Origin of the sequence: Thalassospira sp. MBR-102 (genome assembly GCF_040549275.1) — a bacterium.
GTDB classification, from domain to species: Bacteria; Pseudomonadota; Alphaproteobacteria; order Rhodospirillales; family Thalassospiraceae; genus Thalassospira; species Thalassospira xiamenensis.
This window is the reverse complement of the sequence record NZ_JBEPTC010000005.1, coordinates 16,701-35,710: the sequence shown is the minus strand read 5'-3', so window position 1 is coordinate 35,710 and position 19,010 is coordinate 16,701. Positions and strand designations below refer to the sequence as shown.

Annotated in this window: 14 protein-coding genes; 5 read left to right on the top strand and 9 right to left on the bottom strand. The window is 52.6% G+C overall.

Annotated elements, in window-relative coordinates; genetic code table 11:
* The first annotated feature begins 312 nt into the window (after positions 1-312).
* Complete coding sequence (locus ABIE64_RS10665; RefSeq protein WP_354377407.1) at positions 313-6,936, top strand: cadherin-like domain-containing protein; 6,624 nt, start codon at positions 313-315, stop codon at positions 6,934-6,936.
* 439 nt (positions 6,937-7,375) lie between these two features.
* On the opposite strand, the gene ABIE64_RS10660 is transcribed toward ABIE64_RS10665, so the two are convergent.
* Genes ABIE64_RS10660 through atpD form a run of 9 tightly spaced genes read right to left on the bottom strand, consistent with a single transcriptional unit; the run spans position 7,376 to position 13,938 of the window.
* Positions 7,376-8,221 (bottom strand): F0F1 ATP synthase subunit gamma, encoded by an 846-nt coding sequence (locus ABIE64_RS10660; RefSeq protein WP_037987397.1) that lies wholly within the window; start codon positions 8,219-8,221, stop codon positions 7,376-7,378.
* Positions 8,218-9,789, bottom strand: coding sequence for a F0F1 ATP synthase subunit alpha (locus ABIE64_RS10655; protein WP_063094968.1), 1,572 nt, complete (start codon positions 9,787-9,789; stop codon positions 8,218-8,220). The genes ABIE64_RS10660 and ABIE64_RS10655 overlap by 4 nt, the downstream gene beginning before the upstream one ends.
* Positions 9,779-10,516 (bottom strand): F0F1 ATP synthase subunit delta, encoded by a 738-nt coding sequence (locus ABIE64_RS10650; protein ID WP_063094970.1) that lies wholly within the window; start codon positions 10,514-10,516, stop codon positions 9,779-9,781. The genes ABIE64_RS10655 and ABIE64_RS10650 overlap by 11 nt, the downstream gene beginning before the upstream one ends.
* 4 nt (positions 10,517-10,520) lie before the next feature.
* A complete protein-coding gene (locus ABIE64_RS10645; RefSeq protein WP_037987400.1) occupies positions 10,521-10,766 on the bottom strand; it encodes a F0F1 ATP synthase subunit C in 246 nt (81 codons plus the stop codon).
* On the bottom strand, positions 10,766-11,479 hold the full coding sequence (locus tag ABIE64_RS10640; RefSeq protein WP_230729453.1) for a F0F1 ATP synthase subunit A: 714 nt from the start codon (positions 11,477-11,479) through the stop codon (positions 10,766-10,768). Before ABIE64_RS10640 ends, ABIE64_RS10645 begins: the two co-directional genes overlap by 1 nt.
* Positions 11,476-11,742, bottom strand: a complete 267-nt coding sequence (locus ABIE64_RS10635; protein WP_354377526.1) for an N-ATPase subunit AtpR — start codon at positions 11,740-11,742, stop codon at positions 11,476-11,478. The genes ABIE64_RS10640 and ABIE64_RS10635 overlap by 4 nt, the downstream gene beginning before the upstream one ends.
* Positions 11,743-11,762: 20 nt before the next feature.
* The gene (locus ABIE64_RS10630) at positions 11,763-12,065 is read right to left on the bottom strand and encodes an AtpZ/AtpI family protein (protein ID WP_354377406.1); all 303 of its coding nucleotides are present in this window, start codon (positions 12,063-12,065) and stop codon (positions 11,763-11,765) included.
* On the bottom strand, positions 12,062-12,478 hold the full coding sequence (locus ABIE64_RS10625) for a F0F1 ATP synthase subunit epsilon (RefSeq protein ID WP_354377405.1): 417 nt from the start codon (positions 12,476-12,478) through the stop codon (positions 12,062-12,064). The genes ABIE64_RS10630 and ABIE64_RS10625 overlap by 4 nt, the downstream gene beginning before the upstream one ends.
* Positions 12,475-13,938 (bottom strand): F0F1 ATP synthase subunit beta, encoded by a 1,464-nt coding sequence (gene atpD, locus ABIE64_RS10620; protein WP_354377404.1) that lies wholly within the window; start codon positions 13,936-13,938, stop codon positions 12,475-12,477. Before atpD ends, ABIE64_RS10625 begins: the two co-directional genes overlap by 4 nt.
* Positions 13,939-14,529: 591 nt before the next feature.
* Here atpD and kdpF point away from each other — a divergent pair.
* From kdpF to kdpC, 4 genes are read left to right on the top strand one after another with little or no spacing between them, the layout of a single operon-like run.
* A complete protein-coding gene (kdpF, locus tag ABIE64_RS10615; RefSeq protein ID WP_354377525.1) occupies positions 14,530-14,616 on the top strand; it encodes a K(+)-transporting ATPase subunit F in 87 nt (28 codons plus the stop codon).
* Between the two features lie 13 nt (positions 14,617-14,629).
* The gene (gene kdpA, locus ABIE64_RS10610; RefSeq protein WP_354377403.1) at positions 14,630-16,339 is read left to right on the top strand and encodes a potassium-transporting ATPase subunit KdpA; all 1,710 of its coding nucleotides are present in this window, start codon (positions 14,630-14,632) and stop codon (positions 16,337-16,339) included.
* A gap of 17 nt (positions 16,340-16,356) precedes the next feature.
* Complete coding sequence (kdpB, locus tag ABIE64_RS10605) at positions 16,357-18,390, top strand: potassium-transporting ATPase subunit KdpB (protein WP_354377402.1); 2,034 nt, start codon at positions 16,357-16,359, stop codon at positions 18,388-18,390.
* A 13-nt stretch (positions 18,391-18,403) separates the two neighbouring features.
* A complete protein-coding gene (kdpC, locus tag ABIE64_RS10600; RefSeq protein ID WP_354377401.1) occupies positions 18,404-18,970 on the top strand; it encodes a potassium-transporting ATPase subunit KdpC in 567 nt (188 codons plus the stop codon).
* The last annotated feature ends 40 nt before the right edge of the window (positions 18,971-19,010 follow it).

The window sequence follows — 19,010 nt, the reverse complement described above, 5'->3', positions numbered from 1 at the left end:
AATTAAAGACCCGCGACGTATACAAACAGCCCCGTAGCAGTTGTTGCGGGGCTGTTTTGCGATGAAGGCGCATTTGATTTTCAAGGCGTCTGTATTTGGACCCATAACGGTTGAAATTGGGCGATTCTATGCGTCCTTTTTTGCTCTTAAATGATCTTTCGCTAAACTTTAACGTGTTTTAAAGTTTTAAAACGTGACATGATTCGCAACCTTCACCTTAATATTCATCATTAAATTCAGATAGGAAGCGATTCCCATCTAGGGCGTTTCCTCTTTCATCAGACAATTTACAGGGCATCAACGGGGACAGTTATGGTTGAACAACAGAATGAAAATGTTGCAGCAGCGGCGGTTTGGGGGGCTGGTGCAGATGCCGGGACGATTAACGAACTGGCAGACGGTGCTCCTGGGGAAGCGCAAAATACTCATGCGTCTGCTGGGGTGATTTCATTCTCTGATACGGTTATAGAGCATTCTCATAGCATCTCAGTTGTTGAGCCGACCTCGTCTCTGGGAACATTCACGGCTTTTGTTTTAGACCCGGCAAATGGTGATGGAAGTGGGACAGCACTTTGGCAGTATTTCGTCCATGACGCCGCAATTGAATATTTGGGGGCCGGAGAAAGCATCACAGAAACCTATGTGATGGTTCTTGTCGATGATCATGGTGCGGAGGTTTCCAAAGAGGTCAGCGTCACCATAACGGGTAAAAATGATGCGCCTGAAATTTCGGTGTCATCGCCCGGTGCTGTAATCAGCGAACTTGCCGATGGTGACGCGGGCGAGGGAACGACAGAGCATACGGCAGATGGTACTGTCGAATTTTCTGATCTTGATCTGAGTGACGATCACACTGTGTCGGTTGCGTCGCCTTCTGGTCACAGGGGCGTTTTGACGGCAACGCTGGCCGCCAATGGTACCGGTGTCATTGAGTGGAACTATGTCGTTTCTGACGGGGCACTGGATGGCCTTGCTGAAGGCGAAACCCTGGTCGAAAGCTTTGAAGTCAGTATTGATGACGGCCATGGTGGGGTTACGACGACAACTGTCGATATCACGTTAACTGGCGCCGGGGATGCGACGGCGGTTTGGGGCGCTGGTGTAGATGTTGGAACGATTAACGAATTGGCAGATGGAGCTTCAGGAGAAGCGCAAAACACTCACGGGGCTTATGGGGGGATTTCATTTTCTGATACAGTCATAGAGCACTCCCACAGCATTTCGGTTGTAGAGCCAACTTCATCTTTGGGAACATTTACGGCTTTCGTTTTAGATCCAGCAAATGGTGATGGAAGTGGAACTGCACTTTGGCAGTATTACGTAAATGACGCTGCGATTGAGTATTTAGGCGTCGGAGAAAGCATCACAGAAACCTATGTGATGGTCCTTACCGACGGCGAAGGGGGAGAGGTCTCCAAAGAAGTCACCGTAACCATAACGGGTAAAAATGATGCGCCCGAGATCGTGGTATCATCGCCCGGTGCAGTAATCAGCGAAATTGCCGATGGCGATGCTGGTGAGGGAACGACTGAGCACACCGCAGATGGTACCGTCGAATTTTCTGATCTTGATCTGAGTGACGGTCACACTGTCTCGGTTACGGGGCCTTCTGGTCACAAGGGTGTTCTGACCGCAACACCTGCGCAAGGTGCGACGGGCGGTAATACAGGTGTTGTTGAATGGAACTATAGCGTTTCTGATGGTGCGCTGGAGCAACTTGCCGAAGGTGAAACGCTGATAGAAAGTTTTGAGGTCAGCATTGATGACGGTCATGGTGGTGTGACGACGACAACCGTCGATATTACACTGACCGGGACCAATGATGCGCCCGAGATTTCGGCGTCGTCGTCCGGCGCCTTCATCAGCGAAATTGCCGAGGGTGATGCTGGCGAGGGAGCTACCGAGCATACAGCCGAAGGTACCATCGAATTTTCTGATCTTGATCTGAGTGACGATCACACTGTGTCGGTTGCGTCGCCTTCTGGTCACAGGGGCGCTCTGACAGCAACGCTTGTCCAGGACTCGACAGGCGGTAATACCGGCATCATCGAATGGAACTATGTCGTTTCTGACGGCGCGCTGGATAGTCTTGCAGAAGGCGAAACGGTGGTCGAGAGTTTTGAGGTCAGCATTGATGACGGCCATGGTGGGGTGACGACGACAACTGTAGATATCACGCTGACTGGTACAAATGATGCGCCGGTAATTAATGGTAATGTTGTTGGTGGTGGTGAAGAAGACCAAGCGACTTTTACGGTCGATCTCCTTTCAAATGCGACAGATGTGGATGGTGACGTACTGAGTGTTGAGAATGCCGTTGTAACGGTATCTGACGGTCGTGCGCTGGATTATTCCATCGACCCGCAGACAGGTGCGTTTGTGCTGGATCCCGAACAGTTTAACGATCTTGCCGAGGGTGAGAGCGTTACCATCGATGTCGACTATGGGGTTTCGGATGGCAGTGTGTCTGTCGGGGCGTCAGCGACTGTAACGATTGAAGGGCGTAATGATGCTCCCGCTGCCGTGGCTGATATCACGATTGTCACCGAAGATCTCACGACAGATCCGGTGACAGGCAATGTTCTTGATAATGACACGGATGCCGATGGCGATACACTGCAGGTTATTTCGGTCAACGGCGAAGCGCAGCTTATCGGGCAGGCGATCGTCGGAACATATGGCAGCCTTCTGTTGAACTCCGATGGCACCTACGTGTACCAAATTGATAACGCCAGTGCCGCGGTACAGGCGCTTTCGGCAGGGCAAATTGTGGTTGAAAGCTTCACTTATACCATCAGTGATGGTCATGGTGGCGTATCGCAGTCCACATTTGATGTCACAGTTCAGGGGACTAATGATGCGCCCGTCGTTGGCGATATCGATTTTGGGTCGATTGACGAAGATACCAGCCGGATATTCACCGCCCAAGATCTCCTGAGCAATAGTAGTGATGTCGATGGTGACCCGTTAAGCATTACGTCGGTTTCGGTCGATCCGCAATTTGGCGCAATTATGGATAACGGCGATGGCAGCTGGACATTTGTGCCAGCAGCTAATTTCCATGGTGATAACGTCGAAATTAGCTTTGTGGCGTCGGATGGAGAGTTCGAAGATAGCGGCATTGTAACCATTGATGTTGCGTCGGTCAACGATGCGCCGGTTGCAGAGAATGACAGCTTTGTTATTGAGGCCGACAGTACGCACATTTTCAATCTTTTGGCAAACGACAGTGATGTTGATGGTGACTCCATAACTGTGACATCATCGTCCTACGTCACAGCACAGGGCGTTACGGTCGAAGTCAATGCGGATGGCAGTTTCAGCTATACCGCACCAGAAGGTTTTAGCGGTACTGATAGCTTTACGTATGAGATCAGCGATGGCCAAGGAGGGACATCCTCCGCGGTTGCTTCGATCGAGGTGGACAACCGCCCTGATATTTACGGTGGTCGTATCGTGCTTTCCGAAGCTGGTACGGTCGCGCACAAGCTGCACGGGGTTGACGTTGATGGTGACGCGCTAAGCTTCGAGCTTGTCGATGGTCCTGCTAATGGCAGTGTGACGATCAATGCGGATGGCAGTTACAGCTTCACGGCCAATGATGGTTATATTGGCGAAGACAGCTTTAGCTATCGCGTAACCGATGAACATGGTCTGAGCCGTGAAGGTGTGATGTCGGTACAGGTCGGACCGGATCACTCGCAGTTCACTTTCGCGACGATTGATACGTCAAATGTCCATAGCAGCAATGTTGTCGACGCAGATGGACTTCGTACAGATCACGATTATCCGAATACCTTCCAATCAATCTCGAGTTCGATCAGTCTGCTGACAACCGGGAAATCGTATTTCGAGGTGACGCCGGTTACGAGCGCGTCCGCGACGGATTCCTGGACGTTGCGCCTTGGCATTATAGCTGCAGGTCGGGATCTTAGTGGACGTGTTGGCCGGGATCACCCGCATCTGATCGGTTATTACGAGGATGAATATGCTCTCAATCTCACGACGGAAGCAGGAGGTGGGAGTGCATTGGCGTTGCATCAATATAGCGGTGGTTCAGATGGTATCAGCGTTATTGGTGAGAATGCTGCTTTCTCCGATGGAGACAAGATTGGTCTGTTATATGACGCCGATACCGGAAGTCTGCGCTGGTTCCTGAATGGTGTTGATCAGGGGATTGTCTTTGATGATATCCCATCGGGAGAATACGACTTCGCTGTCACCAGCGGTGATTTTGCCGTCGAGTACAACTTTGGTCAGGAACCATTTGCGTATGACGGAGCAGATGCGACGGGTTTGTATCTTGTCGACCATGGTGCTGACATTGATGGCACATCAGGTCATGACGTTCTGGAAGGCAGTACGCTAAATGATGTGATTTCGGGCAAGGCAGGAGATGACGTCCTTACCGGTGGTGAGGGCGATGATACGCTTGCCGGTGGTGAAGGGCATGATCAGGCGGTCTTCTCAGGCAATCGCAAAGACTATGCGATTGAGGACAATGGCGACGGTTCTCTGACGGTTCGGGACCTCAATGCGTCTGATGGTGATGATGGAGCTGATATTGTCAGCGGTGTTGAAGAACTTGTCTTTGCGGATGAGACTTACACGGTTGATGCAGACAATCATGGCCCGACAGTTGAAAGTGGTCGCATTGTGCTGTCTGAAGCCGGCACGATTGAACATCAGCTTAATGGTGTTGATGTCGATGGTGACGAACTGAGCTTCGAATTGGTTGATGGTCCTGCGAATGGTGTGGTGACGGTTAATGCCGATGGTACCTACAGCTTCACAGCGAATGACGGTTATGTTGGCAATGACAGCTTTAGCTATCGGGTGACCGATGAACATGGCTTGAGCCAGACGGCGGTGATGGATGTGTCGGTTGGTGTCGGTTTGACGAAGACGTCTGAAGGCAGTGACTGGGAAACTGTAACTTCATCGCAGAGTTTCGTCGGAGCGGGTGCTTTATCGTTTGTCGTAACGACTACGCCTGTAATGATAGGTTTTTCGGACTCCGAAATAACCAATGACATGTTTAATTATGGTTTCAGAGTTCGAATTGACAATCAGCTTGGCGCTGTTGATGAAAGCAGCCAGCAAGGCGTTCCAGACCGTATCGTAGGCACGTTTGAACTAGGGGATGTTCTCACTGTTGAACGGTTAGAATCCGGGGCCGTGGTTTACAAGCAAAATGGCGAGATCCTTTACACCTCTGAATATATCTCCGACGTCAGCAAGCCATTAACCGTGAATGCGTACTTAGCTAATCAGGGAGCTGTGATCGGCGATGTAACTTTTGTGGATGATGCTGGCAATGCGCAGCCAGTCAATTGGGCTCCGAGTGACTCTTTTGAGGGTAAAGAGGGAGCGTCGGGGAATGATGTGATCTCGGGCGGAGAGCTCTCTGACGTTTTAACAGGCTCCGGCGGAGACGACCTTCTGCAAGGCAATGCAGGAAATGACACCCTCGTTGGTGGAGAGGGGCATGATCAGGCGGTCTTCTCAGGCAATCGCAACGACTATGCGATTGAGGACAATGGCGACGGCTCTCTGACGGTTCGGGACCTCAATGCGTCTGATGGTGATGATGGAGCTGATATTGTCAGCGGTGTTGAAGAACTTGTCTTTGCAGATGAGACTTACACGGTTGATGCAGACAATCATGGCCCGACAGTTGAAAGTGGTCGCATTGTGCTGTCTGAAGCCGGCACGATTGAACATCAGCTTAATGGTGTTGATGTCGATGGTGACGGACTGAGCTTCGAATTGGTTGATGGCCCTGCGAATGGTGTGGTGACGGTTAATGCCGATGGTACCTACAGCTTCACAGCGAATGACGGTTATGTTGGCAATGACAGCTTTAGCTATCGGGTGACCGATGAATATGGTCTGAGCCAGACGGCGGTGATGGATGTGTCGGTTGGTATTGTGTCAGGTGGTCTGACGAAGACGTCGAAGGATTCTGATTGGAAAAGTGTCTTTGCGTTGGAGAGTTTCAGCGGCGCGGGCGCTTTGAGTTTTGAAGTAATTGACGAACCTGTGACTATAGGTTTTTCGACCTCTGAGTCAGCGTTCGATATGGCGCATGGAGTACCGGAATATAGTATTTATGTGACTAGAATTAATAATCAGATTGCTGCGTATGATCCTAGCAACGGTTATGGATTCCCTGCGCTTGTAATCGGTACGTATGAATATGGAGATATTCTGAGTGTTGAACGGCTGGAAACAGGCGCCGTTGTTTACAAGCAGAATGGCGAAATTCTATACACGTCCGAGTATGTGATCGACGCCAGTGCATCGTTGATTCCGAGTGCTTCGCTGTCTGACAAAGGAAGGACGATTGGCGAGGTGACTCTTGTTACCGGTGACGGTGATGCGGTACCGGTCAGATGGGTCACGAGTGATGCTATCAGTGGTAGTTTGACGGAAGAAGGGAGTTCAGGGAACGATGTGCTCTCCGGAGGAGGCTTAGCTGACACTTTGGTTGGCTCGGGCGGGGATGACCTTCTGCGAGGTGGAGCCGGAGATGATGTGCTTGAGGGGGGAGACGGGGCTGATACCTTTGTGTTCGGCACAGGGGATCAAGCGGATGTTATTCTCGATGCTGAAAGCAGCGACCACATTCAAATCACGGATGGGCTAGATACAGATGACCTTTGGTTCCTAAAGGATGGTGATGACTTGGTTATCCAATTGTTGGGTAGTCAGGACAATTTGACTGTTTCAGATTGGTTTGACGGAACGGGCAGCCACCGGGTCAACAACATTGAACTCGGTTCTGGTGCATCACTGGACGGGGCAAATGTTCAGGCCTTGGTCGATGCCATGTCAGTGTTCGGCGTCGGAGATGTGATTGCAGATACGATTGATCGTAGCAGCGAAGCTTTGTCGAATGTGCAAACTGTGATTGCCGCAAATTGGCAGAGCTAGCGATATCGCTGATTAGGAAATCAGTACAGATTATACCAGATCAATTTTGATATGTGCTTTCCCCTCTCTTCAAAAGATTTGATGAGAGGGGATTGATCTTGGTATTTCGCTGAAAAATGAAAATTGCCAGCTTTTCTGTCAATTCTGCAGATTTTTGTCATCTTTTGTGACAATCGATGACAACTTATATGGCAGTCAGAAATTCTAAGTATCTGGATTCATTAGAAATTAGATGTCATCTTTTGCGGCACCTGACATTTGAAGCCGAAATTACTAACGTGGTCAAAAAATAATTTGAGACAAATCGAACATTTAATAGGCGAAATTTACGCCAAATAAATTCCCTTACCCTCTTTAGATGTTGAGGGAATTTGTTGCTCATTTTTGTCCAAATATGCAAGCGACGATTTGGTCGCGGTCCGGCATGCGTGTTCCTTATTCATTTCTTGTGGTGCGCAGATGCAGTACCCGTTCCCAATTCAATGATTTCGGCTGTGATTTCTTCTTGACGGACTTGGCGCAATCTAGCTTGAAACAGATCAAGTTCGCGTTCGATTTGGCTTGCTGCAGCCGACATTGCTTCCAGTCGCGCTTCGTTTTCGGCCGCAAATGCGTGCAGGCAAGACTTGCAAACCAGAGCATGAAAGTAATCAGCGCTCAGGCTATCGAGCAAGGCTGCTTTCGGGAGCTGCATCATCGGTGGCCGCGAGGCATGAGATGCGAACTCGGTCAGATCAATTGGAAACAGACTGTGCCGGACGATTTCGGGTCTTCCTGAATGCCATGTAGAATAGATGACATCAAGGCTGTCAATCTTGCCGACTTCGACGCTGCCATAGATGGCCTTGGTGATATTGTCCGCCATTTTCGGAATGCCCGGTGTGTGGGAGGGCATTGCCGTGCTCCAGAAAGGATAAATCCCGCGTGTCCTTGCGATGGATAACCCGCGCGTTCCAATCAAAAACAGGGTTGCTTTTTTAAGGTCTTCAGCAATTTTCTCGAGAACATGTTCACTGAAGGCACCGGCAAACCCCTGCTCGGCGCAGAAAACAAGAAGCCCCTTACCAGTGTTGGCAGGTATCTTTGTTGTCGGTCGGTGTTCCTCCGGGGATAGGGTGCTTCGCATGGCATTTGCGATCGTGGATGCATAACCGTCGACGGCTTTGATATGCTTCCTTGCGTCTCTGGAACGTGCTGCTGCGATGCCTTTCATGGCATTGACAACAGCGCCAAGCTGACGAATGCCTTCAATCCGCTCACTGACATCTGCCAAACGTTCGGTCATGCTTTTTCACCGGTTCTCTCAGGATTGTGGCTCACAATATCATGTGACGTGTCATTTTTGATGGCGGATAACGAAGACGCAAGGCCGGTCATTGCTGCGATCAGCATGGCGCGGGCAGCTTCGTCCAGATTGTCTGTTTCGGAGATGACACGCACGCTTTCTGCTGCGTCACTGTCCAATATGGCGGGCAGCCGTTCGCGGAATGCTGTGACGGCCGAAACAGGCAAGGGATCAAGCAACCCGGATTGCACGGCGATTAGCAGTGCAACCTCGTCGACAAGCCGGAATGGTGAGTGTTGTGACTGTTTCAGAGCTTCGCGTATCCTGGCACCACGCGTTAATTGTTGGCGTACACGCCCTTCGGGCATTCCTCCAAAACGTGTAAAAACTTCCAGTTCCAGAAATTGCGCATAATCAAGCCGCAATGAGCCCGCTGCTTCCCGTAATATTGGTGCCTGGGTCTTGCCGCCAACCCGGCTGACACTGAGCCCGACATCAACAGCAGGTTTCTGGCCCTGATGGAACAGGGCGGAATCAAGCATGATCTGGCCATCGGTAATCGAAATCAGATTGGTCGGAATAAAGGCCGATAGATTGCCAGCATCTGTTTCCGCGATCGGGAGTGCTGTCAGCGAACCGCCGCCAAGATCCTTTGATAGTTTTGCCGCACGTTCAAGAAGGCGCGCATGAATATAAAAAACATCCCCAGGATAGGCTTCGCGACCTGGAGACTGGCGGGTCAGAAGGGCTATTTCACGATGTGTTGCTGCATGCTTTGATAAATCGTCGATCACAACAAGGGCATGTTTTCCCTGATCGCGAAAGTATTCCGCCATGGTCATGCCAGCATAGGGGGCAATCCACTGCAATCCGGGGGCGCTCGCCGATCCGGCAACGAGAACGATACAGCGTTCAAATGCGCCTTCGGATTGCAGCGCATCAATGGCGCGGCGCACGCTGGATGTTTTCTGCCCTACGGCGACATATATGCAAATCATATCGCTTGCGTGTTGGGCAATCATGGCATCGATTGCCAATGTTGTTTTGCCGGTCGAATGATCGCCAACGATCAATTCGCGCTGCCCCCGGCCAAGCGCAAATAATGTATCTACCACCAGCATCCCGGTCTGTACCGGTTCGGTAACAAGATCACGTTCTATGATTGATGGAGCAGGGCGTTCGATAGGCATCCTTTCGGTGGTGGAGAGCTCATCCTTTTCATCAAGCGGGCGGCCAAGAGGATCGACAATGCGACCAAGCAAGGCATCGCCGACAGGAACCTGGATGATTTCACCTGTACCAAATACCGCGTCTCCCGCTTCGATTTCGGTTGCGGCATCAAGCAAGACGCAACCGATAAGATCCGGATCAAGAACCCGGGCAAAGCCAATCTGCCCGCCCTGGAAACGCAGCACCTCGTCAAGGCGAACATCGCGCAGGCCGGAGATCATCGCGACACCATCGCTAATTTCTTCGACTCTTCCTTTGTGTTCCGTTCGGGGCCCCAAGGGGACATTTTCAATCGCATGCCGCGCCGCAATGCGCCAATCGGGATCATCAGGCAGCATTTTTTAGCTCCTTCAGAATCTCGGCAAGATCGGATTGCCAGCTGTTATGCAAAATGAAATGCGCGGTTCGGATTTCCATTCCGGCAATCAGTTCTGGATCCGTCATGAATGTAATATCAGGCGTACCGCCAAGGGCCTTGTGGATGGCGTTGCTGAATTTGGTCCGATCGGCATCCTCAAGCGCATATGCGCTGACCAGATCAAGGCCGTCTGCGTTCTGCGCCAATGCTGTGCGCTCCGCCTCTGGCAAGTTTGCGATACTATCGAGAAGCAATTGGAAAAATGCTTCCTGAACGATTGCCGTATTAAGAGTTTCCAGCAGTTTTGATGCAATTTCTGTGGCAAGTTCAGCCGCCTGTGTGACCGTTTTCTTCTGTGCGGCATCTGTCGCGCGGGCGATTGAAATTTGTGCTGTTGCGACGATTTTTTCCGTTTTTTCGTGCGCTTCGAGAAGTGCGGCCTTGGTTGCATTATCTGCATCTTGTCTTGCGGCAAGCAAGATGGCTTCGCGTTCCGCAGCGATGCTTTTGCGTTCTTCTGTCAATTCGGCACGTATTGCATCCGCTTTGGACTGAGCTGCCTTTGCGGCATCAAGCATTGCCTGTGATGCTTCTTTGCGCTTTGCGATTGCATTGGCAACCGGCCGCCAGAATACACGAGACAATAACCACATCAGGATCAGGACATTGACCGCCTGCAAGCCAAGGGTCCACCAGTCAATTGTCATTGGATCATCCCAGCAACGGATTGGCGAACAGCAACAAAAGCGCGATCACGAGGCAATAGATTGCGGTTGTTTCTATCATTGCAAGGCCAACGAAAAGGGTTCGTGAAATGGTGTTTGCGGCTTCTGGCTGACGGGCAATCGCATCCATTGCGGCGGCAACTGCGCGACCTTCGGCCAGTGCCGGGCCGATTGCCCCGAATGAAACGGCAAATGCCGCACTTACGATACTGGCGAGGTTAAGGTAATCCATCACATGTCCTTTTGTTCGGGAGGAAGAGGGATCGTCTTTTCTGTGGGGTGACGTGTGCCGTCTCGGACGGCCGACGTGATGAAGACCATCGCCAGCACAGCAAAAATATAGGCCTGCACCAGTCCGGTTAGCAGATCGAGTGCGATGAGTGGGATCGGAACGATGAAACCTGCCAGGGTTGCAACAATCCCGATGACGAATACTCCGCTCATCACATTGCCAAACAGACGTACGAACATGGAAAAAGCCCGCGTTACACTTTGGACCATGTTCAGCGGGATCATTACCGGATTTGGTGCTGCGAAAGATCGCAGATACCCGCCAACCCCGGCACCTTTGATACCAAACCAGATAACAGACAGGAAAACCAGCATCGCTAATGCCGCGTCTGTCTCAAGTCGTGCTGTCGGTGGTTCAATTCCCGGCACAAGTGATGACCAGTTTGCGATCAGGATGAACAGGAACAGCGATCCGATAAAACTGCGATAGGGGGCCGGCTCTGCACCGCTTGTTTCGCGAATTTGGTTATCTATGGTGTCGACCAGAAGTTCCAGTGCGGCCTGGCGTTTGGTTGCAATTAACGCAAGTCGCCGTGTCAGAAGCATGGAACCAACCACCAGGATGATCATGATTACCCATGTGGTGACCACGGCCGCCGTAACGGGTATTGGGCCGACATAAAAAAGAGGAAGCGTTTCAAGAGGCGACTTCACGGCCGGGCTCCCCATTTTATTCGGATGATCATTTCGCGCCCGCCGATAACGCCTGCCAAGGTTACCAGAATTCCGAATCCGCCAGCCTGGAGAGCAAGCGCAAATCCACAAACCAGAAGAGCCAACCTGCCAATCGCCAAAGCAATGACAAGCATCGGTCTTTGGCCCGATACAATCATGTCAGCCGTTATGCGGATGGTGCGGAAATAAACAATACCCATGGCAAACCCACCTGAGAAACAGATAGGCAACAACAGAAGCATTGGCGATACATCGGAATTAATCATTGTGTGTTCATCCATTTCCATGCAGTCCAGCCCCCAATTGCCAAGCCGACGAACAGCAATGGTCCTGTCCAGAAAATGCCCGTACCAAACTGTTTGTCGATCCAGTGTCCCAAAAAAAGTCCACCCAATGTCGGTACAATAATGATCCAGCCCAGCATCCCGATTTGGGCCAATCGTCGACCGACTGACATATCGCCTTCGCGTAACCAGCGATTATGCCGTTCGCGTCGCCGCCTTACTTCCCGAACAAGCGGGTCTTCTTCCGGTGGCTGCGGAAATCTATCGGGTGCTTTGCTCACCGGAATGTTTCCTTATGCATGCCAGGACGCAGGCGGCTGATGATCTGTCGAATGGCATGCATCTGAAGACGCATCGTTTCAACATGCTCGACGCGTTCTTCGTCGGCTTCGGAATGAAATCTTTGTAAAACTTCCTGATCGAGAGTTGCCAGATCGTCTCCGGTGACAGCTTCACGGGTCGCAATGTTGATTCTTGTACGTTCACTTACGGTCATGACGCCATTACGCACGGCGCAAAACCGGTCCTGACCTTCGACGCGCCAACTGACAATGGAAATTGCCAATGCCGTCAGAAACGGCACATGCCCGGGCAGGATACCAAAACTGCCACTTTCATCTTCGGCATGAAGGCTATCGATTTCTTCATCAACGACGATTGAAAGCGGTGTGATGATCGTCAACCTCATCGTCATGATCTGGCCTCGCGATCACTGGCATCGGCGGCGGTTGCTTTTTCTTCTTTCGCGCGGGCTTCTTGGAGTGTTCCGACCATATAAAGCGAACTTTCAGACCAATCGTCTGTTTCCCCGTCCAAGATTGCCCGGCATCCTGCCAATGTATCGGAAAGGGCAACGCTTGAGCCCGGCGTGCCTGTAAAAGCCTGTGTAACCATGAAGGGTTGGCTTAGGAAGCGCTGTAGCCGACGTGCCCGGTTAACGGTCTTTCTGTCCGCAATTCCCAGTTCCTCGATGCCGAGCAGAGAGATAATGTCGGTCAGTTCCCGGAACCTTGCCAGTGCCTGGCGGACTGCTTCGGCAGTTTCATAATGATCTTTGCCAACGACCAGCGGGTCCAGCAACATCGAGGAAGAGGCAAGAGGATCAATCGCGGGATAGAAACCTTCGGCAGCTTGCGCGCGCGATAGCACAACGACACAATCCATATGGCTTGAAATTGTTGTTACGGCGGGGTCTGTAAAATCATCGGCGGGCACATAGACCGCTTGAATAGCGGTAACTGCCGCTCCGGCAACCGATGCGATGCGTTCCTGAAGTCCGGCAACTTCGGTTGCCAGTGTCGGCTGATAGCCAACGCGCGATGGTAGACGTCCCAAAAGGCTTGATACCTCTGCTCCTGCCTGGACAAAGCGAAAGACATTGTCCATCAACAACAGCACATTCTGGTGCTTCTGATCGCGAAAATATTCCGAAATGGTCAGGGCGGTAAGCGGGGTGCGCCAACGTGCGCCGGGTGGTTCATTCATCTGGCCATACACAAGAACGGTTCGTTCCAGAACGCCGGATGCCTGCATTTCGGTCAGAAGTTCATGACCTTCACGCGAACGTTCACCGATCCCGGCAAAAACAGATATGCCCTCGTATTTCTGGACCATGGCATGAATAAGTTCCATGACCAGAACCGTTTTCCCGACCCCAGCACCGCCAAACATTGCGGCTTTTCCGCCTTGTGCCATTGGTGTGAGAAGATCAATAACCTTGATCCCGGTTTCGAAAATTTCAGTGTTTTTTGTTTGTGCTTTCAACAATGGCGGAAGGGCGTGGATCGGGCGACGTGGCGTGTCCTTTGCCAAAGCTGGCCCGCTATCCTTCGGTTCACCGACGACATCAATCAGGCGACCCAGAATGTTGTTGCCGACAGGCACTGTCACAGGGGTACCAGTTGCATAAACCTTTACGCCGCGGGACAATCCCGCCGTCGACTGGAATGCGACAGCACGCAGCGTTTCCAGATCAAGGTGACTATGAACTTCCAGGGTTAAAGGTGTCGGTTGATCCCATGCCACAATCAGCGAAGAATTGATTGGTGGCAGACCCGACCCTGTGAAAACGACGTCAACAACCGCACCGCGAACGGCGAGCACAATGCCGTGCAGTTCTTCTTTTATGGCTGGCTGTTTGTCATCCCGGTGCATGGTCGGAGGAACTCCTGACCTTTGGTGCTCTATGTATCTTCGGGGTTTGGTGTTATTTCCCAATTGATAGTATTCAATCAGGCACCGCGAGACACTGATTCAAATCAATATGGTGTTGGCTTCCGGCGTCAACCTGCCTAAAGGTTAGATAGTGGGTGCTATTATATTCCCGCAATCAAATTAATGACGGAGTTGCAATTAATTGAAGAGAGCAGTTCGGGAAATGTGAGACCTTCTATCATATAACCTCAGAAATTTATTTCTCATTACTTGAGTTGTAGCTTGCAAGCTCGCTAAGCCCGCTTGTCATGATTCGGGGTTATGGCCTCTGGCGTGAACGCCAATCACAGCCGTTCAGAAGGCATCGCCGCGCGCTTTTATCGGGGTTTTACGCATTTTTTATGCCTGACATCGGTTCAGGACACATTTCTGCCATCGCATTTTTACGGCTCTCCCTCCTAGCCTGTAGTGGTTGATGCGAACACTACAGGAGTATCCCATGTTCGATCTGATCTATGCCGTTCTGGCATTGGGGGCCTTTGCCATGTGCGGGCTTGCGGTACGCGGCTGCGCGCGGATCTAGGAGGTTCCATGGTCAGTTACATCCTTGGCGGCGCGGTATCGGCCGCGCTGATTGTCTATCTTTTTTACGCCCTGATCCGGGCTGAAAAATTCTAGGACGGAGTTCCCGATGACAACCGATCTCGGCCAGTTCGCGCTTTATTGCGCGATCCTGCTGGCGTGCGCCCCGTTGCTGGGCGGGTATATGTACCGGGTTTACAGCGGGCAGGCGGTTTTGCTGTCCCCCGTTTTCAAGCCGGTTGAGAAAGTCATTTATCGCATTTGCGGTATCGATGCGCAGGCATCGCAACATTGGTCGCGATATGCCGTGACCCTTCTGGCCTTTAATGCTGCCGGATGGGTTTTGCTGTTTGCCATTCTGCGTTTGCAGCATCTTTTGCCGTGGAATCCGGCCGGGCTGGCGCCGATGTCGTCCGATCTGGCGTTCAACACGGCGGTCAGTTTTGTTACCAATACCAATTGGCAGGCCTATGGCGGTGAAACCTCACTGTCCTATTTCAGCCAGATGGTCGGCCTGACCATGCAGAACTTTGTCAGTGCGTCGACGGGCATGGCGGTTGGTGTTGCTGTGATCCGCGGGTTTGCCGGTCGCAAGATCCGTGATCTTGGCAATTTCCATGTCGATATGACGCGCGGGGTTCTTTATGTTCTACTGCCGCTTTCGATTGTTGCGGCGATTTTCCTGATGTCGCAGGGTGTTCCGCAGAACCTGAATTCCTATGTCGATGCAACAACGCTTGAAGGCACAAAGCAGGTTCTGGCACAGGGACCGGCGGCATCGCAGATCGCGATCAAGCAGCTCGGTACCAATGGCGGCGGTTTCTTTAACGTCAATTCGTCGCATCCTTACGAAAACCCGACACCTCTGAGCAATCTGCTTCAGATGGTTTATCTATTGCTGATCCCGGCGGCATTCTGCTTCCTGTTTGGCAAGATGGTTCATGACAAGCGTCAGGGCATTGCGATTTTCGCGGTGATGGCCGTGCTGTTTGTCGGTGGATTTGCCGCGACCTATAGTGCGGAAAAGGCAGGCAATGCGTTGCTGACAAATTCCAGCACGATTATTGCCGATCCGGGCAATATGGAAGGCAAGGAAACCCGTTTCGGTATCCTGAATTCCACCCTGTGGGCAACGGCAACGACGGCCGCGTCGAACGGATCGGTCAATGCCATGCATGACAGTCTGACACCGCTTGGCGGCATGGTCACGATGCTGAACATGCAGCTTGGTGAAATCGTCTATGGCGGTGTCGGTGCCGGTTTCTACGGCATGCTGCTGTTTGTTGTTCTGACGGTTTTCATTGCCGGACTTATGGTCGGGCGGACGCCGGAATATCTGGGCAAGAAGATCGAAGCCCGTGAAATCAAGCTGGCTGTTCTGGCCATCCTGACCATGCCGATCGGCATTCTGGTATTCGGGGCCCTGTCGGCGACCGTTCCGGTCGCTATGACGGCAGTTCAGGATGCCGGACCGCACGGGCTTTCGGAAATCCTTTATGCCTATAGCTCGGCGACGGGCAATAACGGCTCGGCCTTTGCCGGGTTCGGGGCCGGAATGCCGTTCCATACTACCTTGCAGGGCATTGCGATGCTGCTGGGGCGTTATGGCTTCATCATTCCGATCCTGGCGATTGCCGGGTCGCTCGGGACGAAGAATGTCGTTCCGGTTTCGGGCGGCACATTCCCGACCCATGGTCCGCTTTTCGTTACCCTTCTGATTGCCGTCATTCTGATTGTCGGCGGCCTCACTTTCTTCCCGGCACTGGCACTCGGCCCGATTGCGGAGCATTTCGCAATGCTGGCCGGAATTGCCTACTGACCGGAGGAGTCCAGAAAATGAAGAAAACAGAAAATTCCCGTCTGCTGGACGGGGCGCTTGTCCGGACTGCCAGTATTGAGGCGTTTCGCAAGCTTGATCCGCGGATCATGATCCGCAATCCGGTGATGTTCATGGTTGAGGCCGGTGCGCTGATGGCAACTGTCATCAGCATTCATACAGGCATGACGGGCGGTCCGGACCTGTCGGCCCTGATCCAGATTACCGTCTGGCTGTGGTTTACCGTCCTGTTTGCCAATTTTGCCGAGGCGGTCGCCGAAGGTCGTGGCAAGGCACGGGCCGATAGTCTGCGGTCAACCAATAAGGAAACCCAGGCAAAAAAGCTCCGCAACGGGGAAAAGACCGCCGTTGAAATGGTCGCAAGCAGCCGTCTCTCGCCCGGTGACTTTGTACTGGTCGAGGCGGGCGATGTCATCCCGGTCGATGGCGAGATCGTCGAAGGAATTGCTTCGGTCGATGAATCTGCGATTACCGGTGAATCGGCCCCGGTCATCCGCGAAAGCGGCGGGGATCGGTCGGCGGTAACCGGCGGGACGCGGATTGTGTCGGACTGGCTTAAAGTCCGTGTTACCGCCAAACCGGGCGAAAGCTTCCTTGACCGTATGATTGCGATGGTTGAGGGCGCGCAGCGTCAGAAAACACCAAACGAGATCGCGCTTAATATCCTGCTGGTCGGCATGTCGATCATCTTCCTGATCGTCGTCGTCACGCTTGAGCCGTTCGCGCTGTTCTCGGGGACGTCGATCCCGATGGCGTTTCTGATTGCGCTTCTGGTGACCTTGATCCCGACAACAATCGGCGGTTTGCTGTCTGCCATCGGGATTGCCGGTATGGACCGCCTGGTCAAGGCCAATGTCATCGCCAAGTCCGGGCGTGCAGTTGAGGCATCGGGGGATGTCGATACGCTGCTGCTTGATAAAACCGGAACCATTACCTTTGGCAACCGTATGGCCGACGAATTTGTGCCGCTCAAAGGTGTCACAGATCGCGAAGTCGCGGAAGCCGCGGCAATCGCATCGCTTGCCGATGACACACCAGAGGGCAAATCGATTGTCGAACTGGCAGGCAAGCTGTTTGATTTCCGGGGTGATAAAGCGAAACTGTCCAAGGCGATTGCCTTTAGTGCCGAAACCCGTATGTCCGGTGCGGATATCGGTGAGGATGAATATCGTAAAGGTGCCGGGGATGCGATGCGGGCATATGCCGAAGCGGGCCCGCAGGTTGCCGAACTTGGCCGGATCGTTGATGGCATCGCCAAATCAGGTGGTACGCCGCTTGTGGTCGCGAAAAACCACAAGATCATGGGTGTCATTCATCTGAAAGACATCATCAAGCCGGGCATTCGTGAACGGTTTGCCGAACTGCGTGCCATGGGCATCCGGACCGTCATGATTACGGGGGACAACCCGTTAACCGCTGCGGCAATCGCTGCCGAGGCCGGGGTGGATGATTTTCTGGCCGAGGCAACGCCAGAAAAGAAACTGGAACTGATCCGTCAGGAACAGGAAGGCGGGCGTCTGGTGGCGATGTGCGGTGACGGATCGAACGATGCGCCGGCCTTGGCACAGGCCGATGTCGGGGTTGCGATGAATGATGGCACCCAGGCTGCACGCGAGGCGGGCAACCTTGTCGACCTTGATAGCGATCCGACCAAGCTGATCGAGATTGTCCAGGTCGGCAAACAGTTGCTGATCAGCCGGGGCGCGTTGACAACATTTTCGATTGCCAACGACGTTGCCAAATATTTCGCGATCCTGCCCGCGCTTTTCATTGCGGCCTATCCGCAGCTTGGTGCGCTGAACATCATGGGGCTTGCCAGCCCGCAAAGCGCGATTCTTTCGGCGGTGATCTTTAATGCCCTGATCATTATCGCCCTGATCCCGCTGGCTCTGCGCGGGGTACGGTTTACGCCTGGCAGTGCGGCGGCTCTGCTGCGTCGAAATCTTCTGATCTATGGCCTTGGTGGCCTGATCGTTCCCTTTGTCGGCATCAAGGTCATTGACCTTCTGATCAATGCCGTTGGTCTGGTTTAACGGAGAATTTGTCATGTTGAACTTGTTACGTCCGGCCATTGGCATGGCTGCTGTGATGACGGTGATAACCGGTGTTGCCTATCCGCTGGCAATGACCGGGATCGGGCAGGGACTGTTCGCGGAAGAAGTTAATGGCAGCCTGATTGAAAAGAACGGTGTCGTGATCGGATCGCGCCTGATCGGCCAGAAGTTTGAAGGTGATCGCTATTTCCATCCGCGCCCTTCCTATGCCGGCGATGGCTATGAGGGCGATAATTCCGGTGGTTCCAACCTTGGGGCGACGAACCGGGAACTGGTTAACGGAATCAAGGCCCGTGCCCTTGATCTTTCGGTGGAAAACGGCAATCGCCCGGTGCCAATAGATTTGCTGACGGCGTCGGGCAGCGGACTTGACCCCGATATCTCGCCCGAAAGTGCCCGCTTCCAGATGGAAAGGGTGGCTAAAGCCAGAAACATCCCGCTCAATGATCTGGAGGAACTGGTTGCAGCCCATATTGAAGACAGGACCTTTGGGTTGATCGGGGAGCCGCGGGTCAATGTTCTGATGTTGAATCTGGCTCTGGACGAAATGTCGTCCTGATCCGATGGATTATTCCAAAAATACAGGGTATCGGGCTGTC

Bases quoted from the DNA above. Each gene is read 5' to 3' on its own strand.
- ABIE64_RS10665 (WP_354377407.1), top strand. From the start codon at position 313: ATGGTTGAACAACAGAATGAAAATGTTGCAGCAGCGGCGGTTTGGGGG.
- ABIE64_RS10655 (WP_063094968.1), bottom strand. From the start codon at position 9,789: ATGCTGCCTGATGATCCCGATTGGCGCATTGCGGCGCGGCATGCGATT.
- kdpA (WP_354377403.1), top strand. From the start codon at position 14,630: ATGACAACCGATCTCGGCCAGTTCGCGCTTTATTGCGCGATCCTGCTG.
- ABIE64_RS10660 (WP_037987397.1), bottom strand. From the start codon at position 8,221: ATGACCGAACGTTTGGCAGATGTCAGTGAGCGGATTGAAGGCATTCGT.
- ABIE64_RS10645 (WP_037987400.1), bottom strand. From the start codon at position 10,766: ATGGATTACCTTAACCTCGCCAGTATCGTAAGTGCGGCATTTGCCGTT.
- ABIE64_RS10625 (WP_354377405.1), bottom strand. From the start codon at position 12,478: ATGACGATGAGGTTGACGATCATCACACCGCTTTCAATCGTCGTTGAT.
- ABIE64_RS10650 (WP_063094970.1), bottom strand. From the start codon at position 10,516: ATGACAATTGACTGGTGGACCCTTGGCTTGCAGGCGGTCAATGTCCTG.
- atpD (WP_354377404.1), bottom strand. From the start codon at position 13,938: ATGCACCGGGATGACAAACAGCCAGCCATAAAAGAAGAACTGCACGGC.
- ABIE64_RS10635 (WP_354377526.1), bottom strand. From the start codon at position 11,742: ATGCTTCTGTTGTTGCCTATCTGTTTCTCAGGTGGGTTTGCCATGGGT.
- kdpC (WP_354377401.1), top strand. From the start codon at position 18,404: ATGTTGAACTTGTTACGTCCGGCCATTGGCATGGCTGCTGTGATGACG.
- kdpB (WP_354377402.1), top strand. From the start codon at position 16,357: ATGAAGAAAACAGAAAATTCCCGTCTGCTGGACGGGGCGCTTGTCCGG.
- kdpF (WP_354377525.1), top strand. From the start codon at position 14,530: ATGGTCAGTTACATCCTTGGCGGCGCGGTATCGGCCGCGCTGATTGTC.